This is a genomic window from Pseudomonas sp. WAC2 (assembly GCF_030403525.1).
Taxonomy (GTDB): Bacteria; Pseudomonadota; Gammaproteobacteria; order Pseudomonadales; family Pseudomonadaceae; genus Chryseomonas; species Chryseomonas luteola.
Genome location: NZ_JAUEPD010000003.1, coordinates 406,497 through 419,800 on the forward strand (window position 1 = coordinate 406,497; position 13,304 = coordinate 419,800).

Annotated in this window: 9 protein-coding genes; all 9 read right to left on the bottom strand. The window is 52.1% G+C overall.

The genetic code is table 11. The annotated features are described in order from the left end of the window. Positions 1–10 precede the first annotated feature (10 nt). Positions 11–2,179 (bottom strand): DNA helicase II, encoded by a 2,169-nt coding sequence (uvrD, locus tag QWJ10_RS09105; protein WP_197872478.1) that lies wholly within the window; start codon positions 2,177–2,179, stop codon positions 11–13. 74 nt (positions 2,180–2,253) lie between these two features. Then, positions 2,254–3,633, bottom strand: a complete 1,380-nt coding sequence (gene yegQ, locus QWJ10_RS09110) for a tRNA 5-hydroxyuridine modification protein YegQ (RefSeq protein WP_019366457.1) — start codon at positions 3,631–3,633, stop codon at positions 2,254–2,256. A 131-nt stretch (positions 3,634–3,764) separates the two neighbouring features. Next, a complete protein-coding gene (locus QWJ10_RS09115; protein ID WP_019366456.1) occupies positions 3,765–4,088 on the bottom strand; it encodes a hypothetical protein in 324 nt (107 codons plus the stop codon). 35 nt (positions 4,089–4,123) lie between these two features. Then, positions 4,124–4,540 carry a hypothetical protein gene (locus tag QWJ10_RS09120; RefSeq protein WP_019366455.1) on the bottom strand — a complete coding sequence of 139 codons (417 nt, stop codon included), beginning with the start codon at positions 4,538–4,540 and terminating at the stop codon, positions 4,124–4,126. An 80-nt stretch (positions 4,541–4,620) separates the two neighbouring features. Continuing rightward, positions 4,621–4,944, bottom strand: coding sequence for a hypothetical protein (locus tag QWJ10_RS09125; protein ID WP_019366454.1), 324 nt, complete (start codon positions 4,942–4,944; stop codon positions 4,621–4,623). A gap of 130 nt (positions 4,945–5,074) precedes the next feature. Continuing rightward, positions 5,075–5,497, bottom strand: coding sequence for a hypothetical protein (locus tag QWJ10_RS09130; RefSeq protein WP_019366453.1), 423 nt, complete (start codon positions 5,495–5,497; stop codon positions 5,075–5,077). 18 nt (positions 5,498–5,515) lie between these two features. Continuing rightward, positions 5,516–10,453, bottom strand: a complete 4,938-nt coding sequence (locus QWJ10_RS23165; protein WP_354669624.1) for an RHS repeat-associated core domain-containing protein — start codon at positions 10,451–10,453, stop codon at positions 5,516–5,518. Next, positions 10,450–11,190 (bottom strand): DUF4123 domain-containing protein, encoded by a 741-nt coding sequence (locus QWJ10_RS09150; protein ID WP_197872480.1) that lies wholly within the window; start codon positions 11,188–11,190, stop codon positions 10,450–10,452. The genes QWJ10_RS23165 and QWJ10_RS09150 overlap by 4 nt, the downstream gene beginning before the upstream one ends. After that, positions 11,180–13,240 (bottom strand): type VI secretion system tip protein TssI/VgrG, encoded by a 2,061-nt coding sequence (gene tssI / locus QWJ10_RS09155; protein ID WP_289925639.1) that lies wholly within the window; start codon positions 13,238–13,240, stop codon positions 11,180–11,182. Before tssI ends, QWJ10_RS09150 begins: the two co-directional genes overlap by 11 nt. Positions 13,241–13,304 lie beyond the last annotated feature (64 nt).

The window sequence follows — 13,304 nt, forward strand, 5'->3', positions numbered from 1 at the left end:
GGATCGTACGTTAAACCGGCTCCAGCTTGGCGTAACTCACCATTAACCACTTGCTGCCTTCGGCGTCGAAATTCACCTGAACACGTGCATGTGGACCTGAGCCCTCGTAATTCAGAATGACCCCTTCGCCAAACAAGGCGTGATTGACTCGTTGGCCCAATGCAAACGTCGTGTCTGGAATGGCGGCACCTGCAAACGGATTAGGTCGACTTACGCCAAACGGCTGCTTGACCGAATTGGACAGGCGGACTTCCTGAATCAGGTTTGGTGGCACCTCGCGGATAAAGCGCGAGAGCTTGTTATAGGTCTCGGTTCCATGAAGCCGGCGCGTTTCCGCATAGGTCATCACCAGACGTTTCATGGCCCGGGTAATTCCCACATAGGCCAAGCGGCGTTCCTCCTCCAAGCGGCCGGACTCTTCCAGGCTCATCTTGTGAGGGAACAGGCCTTCTTCCATACCAGCCAGGAAGACCAGCGGAAACTCCAGACCCTTCGCACTGTGCAGCGTCATGAGCTGTACACAGTCTTCATGGCTGTCTGCCTGATTATCCCCAGATTCCAAGGCCGCATGGTCAAGGAAATTAGCCAGGGGAGAGCGATCATCGTCGCCACTGAAGTCAAAGGACTTCGCAGCACTGATCAATTCCTCGAGGTTTTCGACCCGGGCCTGACCTTTCTCGCCCTTTTCAGCCTTGTGGTAGGCGACAAGGCCCGTTTGCTCGATCACGATCTGAGTCAGGGTATGCAGCGGGACATCTTCAGACCTGAGCCCCAGTTCATCGATCAACTCAACAAAGGCATTCAGACTGGACGCCGCCCGACCGGATACCGACTTGGTGCCGACCGCATCATGCAGCGCTTGCCACATGGAGTAGCCGTTTGTGCGTGCAGTGTTACGCAGGATCTCGACCGTCTTTTCACCAATGCCGCGGGGCGGGACATTGATGACACGCTCCAGCGCCGCATCGTCATGGCGATGACAAATCAGGCGCAAATACGCCATCGCATTCTTGATTTCGGCGCGCTCAAAGAAGCGTTGGCCGCCATAGATGCGATAGGGGATTTTTTCCCTCAGCAACGCTTCTTCCAATACCCGTGACTGGGCGTTGGAGCGATACAGAATGGCCATTTCGCTTAGCGAGAGACCCTTCTTCGATTCGCTTTCGATGGTTTCGACGATATAGCGGGCTTCATCGTGCTCGTTGAAGCCCGCGTAAAGGGTAATGGCTTCGCCTTCACCCGTATCTGTCCACAGCTCTTTGCCGAGCCGGTCGCTATTGTTGGCGATCAGGCCATTGGCTGCCTGCAAAATCGTGCTGGTGGAGCGGTAATTCTGCTCTAGACGAATGATGGCGGCAGAGAAGTCCTGGTTGAACTGCTGGATATTCTCGATACGCGCGCCACGCCAACCGTAGATGGACTGATCGTCATCACCCACTACCATCAGGCTTTCACCGCCCTGGGCGAGCAGCTTGAGCCATGCGTACTGCACGGCATTGGTATCCTGGAATTCATCTACCAGCACATGGCGGAAACGGCGCTGGTAATGGGCAAGCAAGTCCGGATTATCGCGCCACAGCTCCAAGGCACGGAGCAGCAACTCGGAAAAGTCGATGACGCCGGCGCGAGCACACGCCGCTTCATACGCCTCGTAGATGCTGCGCATGGTGGCCAGGAACAGATCGCCACTGGCCTGGATATGCTGTGGACGTAGGCCTTCGTCTTTCTGACCGTTGATGAACCACTGCGCCTGCCGTGCCGGCCAGCGCTGCTCATCCAGCCCCAGATCCCGAATGACCCGCTTGACCAGGCGCTGCTGATCGTCGCTGTCCAGAATCTGAAAGTTCTGGGACAACTTGGCTTCCTGCCAATGAGCTCTGAGCAGACGATGGGCAAGCCCGTGGAACGTGCCGACCCACATGCCTTGCGGATTCATGTTCAAGAGCTGCTCGATCCGATGGCGCATTTCGGCAGCGGCTTTATTAGTAAAGGTCACCGCCAGGAGCGAGTGGGGCGACGCATGCTCGACCTGGATCAACCAGGCGATACGGTGCACCAGCACCCGGGTTTTGCCGGAACCGGCACCCGCAAGCACTAACTGTCGGCCAAGGGGCGCCGCCACCGCTTCACGCTGGGCGGCATTCAGGGAATTCAGGAGGAGAGAGAGGTCATCATGCATGAGCACATTGTAACGACTCGCGCGCTGGACTGCATGGGCGGCTGGTCAGCTTCATGCACGAACCAGCCGCTTTTTTACCGAAATTGCGGGTTTCGAGTGGTCGTACCTGCTTCCAAGTTGCGCATCAACAATCCATAGGCGAGATCGATACCTTCCGGAACCGCCAAGTAGACGGTATGGCTACTGCCCGGAGCGGTTTCCAGGCGGATACCGCGCGCGTTTTCCATCGCTTCGACTGAAAGGTTCATATTGCCGTTAGGCGTCATGACCTCGATAGAATCGCCCAAGTCGAAGCGATTCTTTACGATTACTTCAGCCAGTCCGTTGCGACGTTCACCGGTCAACTCACCCACGAACTGCTGGCGCTCGGATACCGAATAGCCCTGGTTATAGTTCTGATACTCGTCGTGCACATGGCGGCGCAGAAAACCCTCGGTGTAACCGCGGTGAGCCAATGACTCCAAGGTATCCATCAAGGATTTATCGAAAGGGCGGCCCGCCACTGCGTCGTCGATAGCCTTGCGATAGACCTGCGCCGTACGTGCCACGTAGTAATGGGACTTGGTCCGGCCTTCGATTTTCAATGAGTGCACACCCATCCTCGCCAACCGCTCGACATGGTGAACGGCTCGCAAGTCCTTGGAATTCATGATGTAAGTGCCATGCTCATCCTCATAGGCCTCCATCAACTCACCCGGTCGGCCCGCTTCTTCCAGCAGGAAAACCTCATCTGTAGGCGTACCAGAGCCTAGCGTTGGTTCCGGTACGTTGAGTGCGATAGGGTCATGATGCTGCACGATAGTGCCTAATGCATCCTCTTTCCCTAGATGAGCCTTGTACTCCCAGCGACAGGCGTTGGTGCAGGTGCCCTGATTAGGATCGCGCCGGTTGATATAGCCGGACAGTAGGCAGCGTCCGGAATAAGCCATGCACAGCGCGCCGTGAACGAACACTTCCAGCTCCATTCCCGGCACTTGTTGGCGGATCTCTTCAATCTCCTCCAGCGACAGTTCTCGGGACAGAATCACACGGGACAGACCTTGGCTCTCCCAAAACTTCACGCTCGCCCAATTCACCGCATTGGCTTGTACTGACAGGTGAATTGGTATCTGGGGAAACGCCTGACGCACCAGCATGATCAAGCCAGGGTCTGAAATGATCAATGCATCCGGACTCATGGCAATGACGGGCTCGATATCTTTCAGAAACGTCTTCAGCTTGGCGTTATGTGGCGCAATGTTGACCACCACATAAAATCGTTTGCCCTGCGCATGTGCCTCATTAATACCCAGCGCGAGGTGCTCATGGTCGAATTCATTATTTCTGACCCGGAGGCTATACCGTGGCTGCCCTGCATAAACGGCATCTGCGCCATAAGCAAAGGCGTAACGCATGGATTTGAGCGTACCGGCAGGGGAGAGGAGTTCGGGTTTGAAGAAAGGTGTGATGCTCATGGAATAGCGACTTCAAAGCCATGAGCTTATGAGAGCAGATTGTGGAGGGTATTGATCCAGGTCTATAAACCTGTGAATGCTGCTCGCAGTAAGGATTCGCTAACGCTTGGCGAACCCTTACTTGAATGCAACTAGGCGACAATATTGCCTAGCAGCATTACAAATCCCAGTACTCCCAACGGGAATGCCCAATACTGCATCGGAATCCAGAACAGGGTATGGCGCTTACGCAGCTCAACGGTTTGCTGGGTTTCTGGGTCAATCAGGATCTTTCCCGGACGGCTATTAAGTTGCTTACCGAAATAGAAAACGGCCATAGCAGATGCAAGTAGCGTTAGCGGAAAAACGATGAGATTACTTGCACCTAAAAGGCCACCTAGTAAGGAGCCAATCAAGGCCACAAAAAGGGGAATGATGACGACTAAAAAACCAAAACCTTGCCATATTAAGAGCATATTTTATCTTCCTTGATTGGGTTGTGACACATTAACTACCATGTGGAGCGATCTTCGGACTCAGCCTTTATAAGATCTTCCTTCCACTCTATTTTAGCAATTTCATAGATCTTTGAGAAGAAACCTCTTGGATCAACAATCTCATCTGCATACCAGGCAAGTGATCTGTATTCTTCTTCTAGGTACTCAAAATAAGAACTAAAATTGTGGCTTTCAATAGACAATAGTCCTCCTAGCTTTTCTAAAAGAACAAGCCTATGTCTGTAGGAAAGATAATTTAAGTTGGGAAGAATATATTTTCTTATTATTTCTTCTCTATCAGAGGTTTTGTTTGGATCGTATCTCCATAATTCTTCTCCTAAGTTTTCCTCTCTGTCATATATCTCAATGCCTCCTAAAAAAGAGTTAATGTTTGGTACATAGGGGTTTTCTAAAAAAGAATGTTTAAGCATTAGGCATATAGTTTAATTGCTAAGCTTTTATTAAAGCATATCGATAGCGGTCTAGACTGGATAAGTTTTTTTTAGCTTTTCTAAAGCATCATATATTCTATTTTTTCAGTTTTGATATTTTGCTTGCACCAGTCTGTTATTAATTTTACAGCCAAGCTTTTACTTACGTTAAGACTTTCATTCATAAATTCAAAGGTGATCCCGTTATTTTCTATAAATTCTTCAGGAGTTCCATCTGGATCTGAGTCTATATATACGCCAGAATGTTCTAAAGCTACGCTTTCTCCTTTGTTTAATGAGTCTATTAATAATAAAATATAATCATTGCTTGTTGAGGTCCTTAGGGTTTTAAAATCTAAAAGGCAGCAGTTTAAGATTGAAAAGTCTTTTTCTTTGGACGACATGGTGCATATTCTTTGAAAGTTAGTCGTAGGCAAGGCTTAGTCTCAAAAGCCTCATTTAGGTAAACTATTAAATAAATAAATCTGTTTCCGAGCATAGTGAGAAGCTCTGAAGAATTGAAAAGAAGTTTAACTACCATGAGGACTGATCTTCTGAGGCTGCTCTATTAAGGTCATCTGCCCATCTATTAGTAATAAATTCAAATATTTCTATGAAAAAACCCTTAGGGTTTTCAATTTCCGATGAATCCCAAGCAGTACAGGTATAGTCATCAGAATCATAGTCAGTTTCAAATAGTTCTGAAAAGTCAAAATTAGAATTTTCTAATGCCTCTTTTAGTACGTTGTAAAGTACAAATCTGTGCCGATAGGATATATTTTCTATTGCGGGTAAAATGTAATTTTTAATTATTTCTTCACGATCTTTTTCATCATTTGGATTGTATCTCCATAGCTCCTCTCCCAAAGTTTCCTCTCGGTCGTATATCTCTATGCCGCATAGTAAGTGGCTAACTTGAGGGTTGTAGGGAAGATCTGTAGAGGGATGTTTTAACATTTTTCACCTATTTAATTGCTATAAATTATCTACAGGAAACGCAGTGAAAGGCCTTCTTGTATTGTCTTTATCAAATTTTACTTCTGCTCCATTCATGTTTTCGTTAAATTTTGGATTTTGTGGATCTTTTTTGTTTGGCTTATATCCTCTTCCTGCCCCAGGTAAATCTACCCTAACGATATTATTGCCTTTATGGTCTACGCCTGTATGTAAAGGTAAGCCACGAGCCTCTCTTGTTAATGCGGCATTAATAGCATGCAACTGTAGTTTCCAATTTTTAAATTGAGAGCTTGGGTTACCCTTCGCTTTCTTGGGGAGTTCTCCGTTGCTAGGATCAGTCCCGTCAATCGCTCTTTGTTTGAGCTTATCTCTAGGGATTTCAGGACCATGCTTTGTTATGGTATGCATGTCATATCTTTCTTCGTATTCTTTGACACGACGTTTAGCATTAGCCTCAGATAATCTTTCTATCTTTGATTGACGTTCTTCTCGTGAGCGCTCAGGGCTGGGGGCGTTAGGCTCTCCTGAATTTATATTAGCAGTAGGAGTTTCCGCTGTGCCGGTGGAGCAACTTGCTATACCTGGGCAATTATTCAACCCCAACGGATCCACCCACCCCGTCGGGTTGGGCACATACTGATAGTTATTCAGCCCACCCGCTAGTTTGATAGGGTCGGGTGTCAGGAAGCGGCCCGTATTGGGATTGTAGTAGCGGTGCCGGTTGTAGTGCAGGCCGGTTTCCTGGTCAAAATACTGCCCCTGAAAGCGCAGAGGGTTTTCCAGCTCGGCGACTTCCAGTTTTGCCACGTTACCGTAGGCGCGATACTTGGCAGACCAGACGATAGAACCCGCTGCACTGGTCAGTTCCTGCGGTGTGCCGAGGTGGTCGAGCTGGTAGTAATAAGGTTCGGCTGCTTTCCCTTCACCGTGCAGCATCGCCAAGGGGCGGAACGTGCCGGGCTCGTAGACATAGCTGCGGTAGTGGTTTTGCCCGCTTTCGGCGATTAGCCGTTCGCCTTGCCAGAGAAACTCGGTGGTTTGGCCATCAATAGTTTTGGCGATGCGTCGACCAAAGGCGTCGTAACGGTACTCGGCGACTCGCCCGTCAGGGAGTGTTGTGGCAATCAGGCGGTGCTGGTTGTCATAGCGGTATTTAGTGACCAGTCGTTGAGCTGCGCCGCGTCGTTCACGAGTCAGATTGCCATAGGCGTCGTAATCGTAGTGGCTATCGCCCTGCATCAACAGGCGGTTGCCTTTGACGTTGGCAAGGCGTGCGCCTTCCTGTCCCGTCTGGCTAAGCAGGTTACCGGCCGGATCGTGGGCAAAGCTCTCGGGCAAATCGCCCCGAACCGCTATCAGTCGATCCAGCGGGTCATAATGGAAGTGCTTGTTGCCTTTGCGGGAGTCTTCGATCGCAGCGAGATTGCCATTGGCATCGTAGGCATAGCGACGTTGATAAACACTGCGCTCCTGTTGGCTGATGCGGTGGGCTTGGAGGCGGCCTTGCTCGTCATAGTGATAATGACTGAGCAGTGCGCCTTGCTGGCGGTATTGTTCACGTCCGCCCGGTAGGTATTGGTGGGCCGTTAGTGGCTGACCATTCAGGTCAATAGCGCTTAGCAGGCCGCCATTACGATAGCGGTAATCAAGCAGACTGCCATCCGGCAGGCGGCAATGGCTGAGCTGCCCAAGGACATCATATTGATAACGGAACGTTGCCCAACCTTGATGCTCGGTAATCAGGCGACCCTGAAGATCGTACTCATAGGCGAGCGGCCATTGGCCGTCATCTACACTGACCAACCGGCCAAGCGCATCATAGGCGTAATGGATTTTCTGGTCGTCAGGAAGTGTTTTAACGAGCAGCCGCCCAGCCGCGTCACGCTGGTAGCAGGTAACCAGCTGGCTGCCGTCTTCGCCGAATTCCGTTTTTTCCGTCAGATGGCCGTTAAGGTCGTAGGCATAGGCTGTTGTACGGCCATCAAAGCCTGTCTCTTCTCGAATCAGGCCGTTGGGGTAGTAGTCGAGCTGGTAGTGCTCACCACGTTCGTTCTCTATATCTGTCAATAACAGGCGAGCGTTGTCGTAGCGATAACGCAACTGGCTGCCATCAGGGTTGATCCGGCGACTGACGAGGTGCAGGTTGTCCGCGTATTCGTAGCGGGTAATGCGTCCTAACTCATCCCGCTCGGCTGTTATTTTGCCGTACGCATTGTAGGTAAACGCGCGCGTCCCACCGCCTGGCAGCGTAACCTGACTGAGTCGGCCAACGGCGTCCCATTGATACTGGGTAACAGCGCCTGATTCGTCCTGTCGAGTGATTTGGCGGCCAAGCGCATCGTACCGATAGCGGCGCTTGCCACCGTCGGGTAGCAACTCTTCTATCAGCTGGCCTTGGGGATTCCAGGTGAGTTCATGACGGCTACCATCAGGATGTTGAATACTGAGCAGGTTGCCCCGGCTGTCATAGTGATAGTGAGTGGTGTTGCCGTCTGGATCCGTCTGAGCGGTAATGTCACCTTGGGCATTACGCCGATATTTCCAGACAGCCTTGCCTCGGCTAACCGTGCGTACGAAGCCTTTATGGTATTCGTAATAGGTAGGCTCATCTTCAGGCGGAATGACAGCAATGAGATGACCCGCCTCGTCATGCTGGTATTCAGTGATAGCGCCTAGCGGATCTTTCTCGGCAATCAGCTGGCCTTTTTCATCGTATATCTTTTGATGCTTGGCGCCGTCCGGATCGATCTGTTGGACGAGGCGAGCATTTTCATCATGTTGGTAGACCTGTTGGCTGCCGTCTGAGTTATGAACGGTAACGGTACCGTTGTCCTCCCAGACGTAACGTGTATCCATCTGGGAAAAATTGGCCCAGTGATGGACGCAACGGGACTGTTTTCCTTCGTCTTCCCATTCCCAGAAGAACGTCGCTCCGCCCGCCAATTGGCGCTCTTGGATAACGTGCTGATCGTTGTAGCGATAATGCTCGCTTTCATCTGCCGCATTGGTAGCAGACAGGAGTTGGCCTTGGGCGTTATATCTATAGGTGGCCAGGGTCTGGACGGTATGCCAACTCGCTTCTTCATTATCGGCAGGGCGGTAGACCTGATAATCAACCGCTACGATATGAGCGTGCTCATATGTGAAACGCAGCGCACGACTGGTGTTATTTCTCAGGCGGACAATACGGTCTCGGGCATCCCGAGAAATGCTTAAGGTATTGCTATAGGCGTCGCTGATGGCGATCAGGCGGGCGCTTTGACCTATCCGGCGGAAGTGATAAAAACGAGGCGTTGCACCCGCTTGCGCAAGAACCAGCTCGCTTGGGTCCTCACCAAGATAGATCGCTGCAGCGGAAAGCCGGTTCGTAATGGCAGGGCGTTGCTGGCTTGGTAGCGGAAACTCGGTGCGGCGATTCTCATGGTCTGTCCAGATAACCGTGTCGCCCTGAATTTCCAACCTATGGGCCAGACTATGGCTCCATCCATAGCCCAAGCCAACATTGTGCTCGACAGCACTGGTGCGATAGAGGCGAGACCAGGGAAAGGCGAGCACCCCATCCAGCTCTCCATCGGTCAGGGTAAGCAATTCCTCACCTGTAACCATGGAAACCGGACAGCCGTTAGTGCAGGTTTTGGCGCATTCCTGCGAAGGTTTGTCGTTAGGATCTTTAGCCGGCTTGGAGACGTCATCAACCTTTTCTTCACGAGACAAACGCGTTTGACGCCGCGTTTTATTTCGGCTTGTTGTCGAGGCATTTTCAATCGTTTGGCTCGGCGTATCGGCTGGGGTAGGGCGTTTGCTTGCAGGCGCCACCTTGGCGTTGATTTTACGGGCTGTATTCGCCTCGCTGATTTCACCATGGGCCGCTAAAGGCTTTAAGGTGTCTGCATGTACAGACAATGCATGGGATTGACTTGCGTTGATTAACGTATCGGCAAGCTTGCTGATTAAAGCCGTCGCTTGACCAGACTTGAGTGTTTCCAAAGCTTTGGTGCCAACGCGGATTGCGAGCCCCGCACCGCCGCTCAAAATAATCCCGACGACAATATTGATTAAAAGCTCGCCGGTAAATTGAGCCAGTACTTCAACACATGTCTGAGGCGGTAATAGCTTGACCCAGCTAACAATTGCCGCCACGTAAATAAACATTAGTGGCTCATCACTAGCGATCAGTAAGGCTGTGCTTAGCGATTCCTTAGAGGCGGTATAGAGCTTTTTCAGCTCGTCTGGGCTCAGGTATTTAGCGAGCTTTTTAGCGTTCTCATAAGGATGAGCAATCAACTGAAAAAGTGACTTTATGTCGTCCCAGAGCGAGAGCAGTGCATGCTCAAAGCCCTCTAGGGCAGCCTCCAGTTGAAGTTTTAAACGTTGTCCCGAGTTAGCGCTTTGATAGGTGCTCCATAAGGGCTGGAATTGATTGGTCCATTCGCTTTGAAGCCATGCAGCAAGCTTTTGAATAACGCCTTGATAAGAGCTATATAGGGCTTCTACCTGAGCCTTTGTTACATTCGGGAAAAACGTAATGCGATAGAGCTGTCCACGTTTGCAGCCAGAAATGACTTTTATGCCGCTTGGGCCGATTTCATCATTAATGACGGGTCCTGTAACTTCATCTCCGCTCCAGGCTCTCGTAATAGGCTCCAGTCGTACGGGTGTATTGCCGATGGGAACAAAGCGGGCGGCTTCAAAAGTATGAACTAACGTGAACTCTCCATTCAGCGGGCACGTTGCGTAGTTCGTAACAGGGGAGGTGTAATCCTTGTCTTTGCTAATGCTTAACTCATCGCCAATCTTGAACGTTTGATCGGCATCCAATGCCCAACCGGTCCAGAGGCTTTCTGCCAGCTCTTTATAGGTGCCCAGGCAGCTTTTGAATTCAGAGATTACTTTGCTTGCGTCAGGTGACTCGGCACCCAAATCAATAAACGAGAACGAGCCGAGCCGAGGAATCATAGCGAAGCATCCTTTTCAAGTTGAGCGATAAGTTGCGCCGTATCGTCCATGTCTGTTTCCTGGCGCTGAACAAAGCGTTTGATCTTTTGTAAAAGATTGATTTCTGGGAATTTGAAGTAAATGTCTGGGTGATTTTCTTGAATGTGCTGCATCAGGTTATCGATCAGCGTTGAGGCATCGTTTTCATGCAATGCATCAAGTACCGTCTGGGGCACGTTCCACCAAGGGTATGTTCGAGCGGTTTGGTAAGTACTTGGGGTTATGCTGGCGTTGAATTGATTAACCCAGTACTGATCGAAGCAAGGTAATACGGTAGAGAACTGCTGATTCAGGGTCTGAATCACAGGGACCAGATGCCGGCCGTCCCAGAAGCGGAAAAACACTTCGCTACCGTCTGGCATAAAGACTTTGGTCAGACTCTTGAGGTGCTCGACGATAGCTGCTGGCTCGTGCGTGGCTAGGGCTAGCCATCCCCAGTCTTTATATTTTTCCTGAGCGGCCCAATCCAGAAATGTACTGTTTAGACTGAGCCTACCTAGGTAGGGCATCACCGGCTGCCAGTCGGCGTAGGGGGTACCTTCCCAAATGGGCAGAGGGACAAAAGCTTCATGAGCTTCGTAATAGGCCTTCAGTGGATTGGCATCGCTGGTGTTACTCATCACGACATAAAGTGATGAGCTATCAGCCGAGTATTTAGTCAACCATTCTTGAGGGGTAAGCAAATTATCAGAGCGCACAGAATCCCTCCTTGCACTTTTCGCATTCTTCACAGAAGGGTGCGTTACGCTTGAAGGTATTGATCTGTGCAGGTGTTAGCAGGGCACCTGCCTTGTCTGCGTCGGCTGGCTTTACAGGGCCCGGCAGCAGAGGAGCGGCACCGGTTCCGCTGCCAGCATTGCCGCCAGAATTGATACGAACCGTTGGGCCGACGATGGTGATGCCGCTGGCGTCCAGTTTGATGAAGCTGCCGCCGGCCTTGAACGTAAGCTCGCTGCCAGCTTCCAGGACAACTTTCAAACCACTGGATAAGTGGATTTCCTGTCCCGCACTGACGAACTGACCCGTACCGATCTTGATATGCTGGTTTTGCCCTACAGTGAGGTGGTCGTTGGTCTTGACCTCAACCTTGCGGTCCGCATCCGTGGTGCGATGCTCCTCAGCCTTGTATTCCGTGTAGCTGTTGGCCTCGACAATGTCGTGTCGCTCATGCCCCACGCGGATCTTCTGGTCGTGCTCGATGTTCTCGTCCCAATCCCGCTGGGCATGAATATAGATCTGCTCCTGGCCTTTCTTGTCCTCGATGCGCAACTCGTTATAGCCACCGCCGCCCGGTGTGCTCAGGGTCTTGAAGACGCTGCGGGTCTTGTTGGCTGGCAGGTCATACGGCACCTGATGTTCCATGTGGAACAGGCAGCCCGTGACCAGGGGCTGGTCCGGGTCGCCTTCCAAGAACGTGACCAGTACCTCCATGCCGATGCGAGGAATGGCGATACCGCCATAACGATCGCCCGCCCAGCTGGACGAGACGCGTAGCCAGCAGCTGGTCTGTTCGTTGGCCTGGCCTGCACGGTCCCAATGAAACTGCACCTTGACCCGACCGTACTCATCGCAATGGATCTCTTCGCCCTTGGGTCCAGTGACCACCGCGGTCTGGCTGCCCAGGATCTTGGGCTTGGGATGCTCAAGCGCAGGACGGAAGGGTACGTCCCAGGGCGTCGCTGTGAAGCGGTTGCGGTAGCCCTGGGTAAAGCCGTCGTGCTTGTCCACATCGCTGGTAACCGACTCCTCCAGCACCTGGGGCTGCTTGCCTTCATGCCAGATAGCGGTGAGTAGCCAGAGCTGGTTCCAGTCACGGCGGGGATGCTCGGACAGTTCCAGAAAGTGACCGGTCACCAGCTGGGGTTGATCGCTTTCACCTTCGGCCAGCTGATAGTCGCTGCGGTGACGCTCAAGGGCGCGCTGGGCGAGGTGCTTGCCGCGGGTGCGATCGGTAAAGCGACCTGGGTAGTCGTAGTCTTCCAGGTCGGGCTTAGCCTCGCTCTTGTAGGCGGCCTCCATGCGCAGGCGCGGCTGCTCGAAGTCATAGTCGCTGCGGGAGACACGGGCGGTACGGGTTTCCAGGCGTACGCCAAAGCGTTTGACCACCGGCTCGTCTGCCACCAGACCGGAGCCCTGCACATAGGCAGTGGGTGGGGTCAGTTTGGGAAAGCCGGTCTGGTCATCACCAAACACCAGGACGTGGTTATCCTGGGTATGCTCGAAGTGGTAGTGCAGGCCTTCCTCTTCGCAGAGCCGCTGAATGAAGTGCAGGTCGGTCTCATCGTACTGGACGCAATACTCGCGAGGCGGATAGACCGTTGGCCCCAGCTGGAAGCGGTAGGCGTCCGCCAGGATGCCGTGGTCTTCCAGCACCTGGGCAATGATCTGCGGAACGGTGAGCTTCTGGAAGATGCGCTGGTTGGTACGGTGCGCAAGGTAAGTCAGACGCGGCACCAACACGACGTGATAGCGGGTGAGGCGCTTGCCGGCATCGCCTTGGCCGATCTGGTAGAGCTGACCATGCACGCCGCTACCGTTGGGCGAGAAGGCAAGAAAGGCGCGCTGATGCAGCAGGGCTTCAAGGTCGAGGTCGGACCGTTCGCTGACCAGTTCGAGGTCAAAGCGAAAGGGCTGGCTGATCGACTCCTGTCCTGTGAAACTCAGGACTTGGAAATCAGGCGTGACCCCATCTGAGGTCGATCCGTGAATGGATAGCGAAAAGTGAGTCGTATTCGCTGGGTTGAACATTCCGTGTTCCTCCAGATGGTCGTCGCAAAAACAATTTCGGCCAGGAAACCTGGCCGAAAAGGCT

Coding starts and splice junctions, on each gene's coding strand:
- uvrD (WP_197872478.1), bottom strand. CDS start 2,179: ATGCATGATGACCTCTCTCTCCTCCTGAATTCCCTGAATGCCGCCCAG.
- yegQ (WP_019366457.1), bottom strand. CDS start 3,633: ATGAGCATCACACCTTTCTTCAAACCCGAACTCCTCTCCCCTGCCGGT.
- QWJ10_RS09115 (WP_019366456.1), bottom strand. CDS start 4,088: ATGCTCTTAATATGGCAAGGTTTTGGTTTTTTAGTCGTCATCATTCCC.
- QWJ10_RS09120 (WP_019366455.1), bottom strand. CDS start 4,540: ATGCTTAAACATTCTTTTTTAGAAAACCCCTATGTACCAAACATTAAC.
- QWJ10_RS09125 (WP_019366454.1), bottom strand. CDS start 4,944: ATGTCGTCCAAAGAAAAAGACTTTTCAATCTTAAACTGCTGCCTTTTA.
- QWJ10_RS09130 (WP_019366453.1), bottom strand. CDS start 5,497: ATGTTAAAACATCCCTCTACAGATCTTCCCTACAACCCTCAAGTTAGC.
- QWJ10_RS23165 (WP_354669624.1), bottom strand. CDS start 10,453: ATGATTCCTCGGCTCGGCTCGTTCTCGTTTATTGATTTGGGTGCCGAG.
- tssI (WP_289925639.1), bottom strand. CDS start 13,240: ATGTTCAACCCAGCGAATACGACTCACTTTTCGCTATCCATTCACGGA.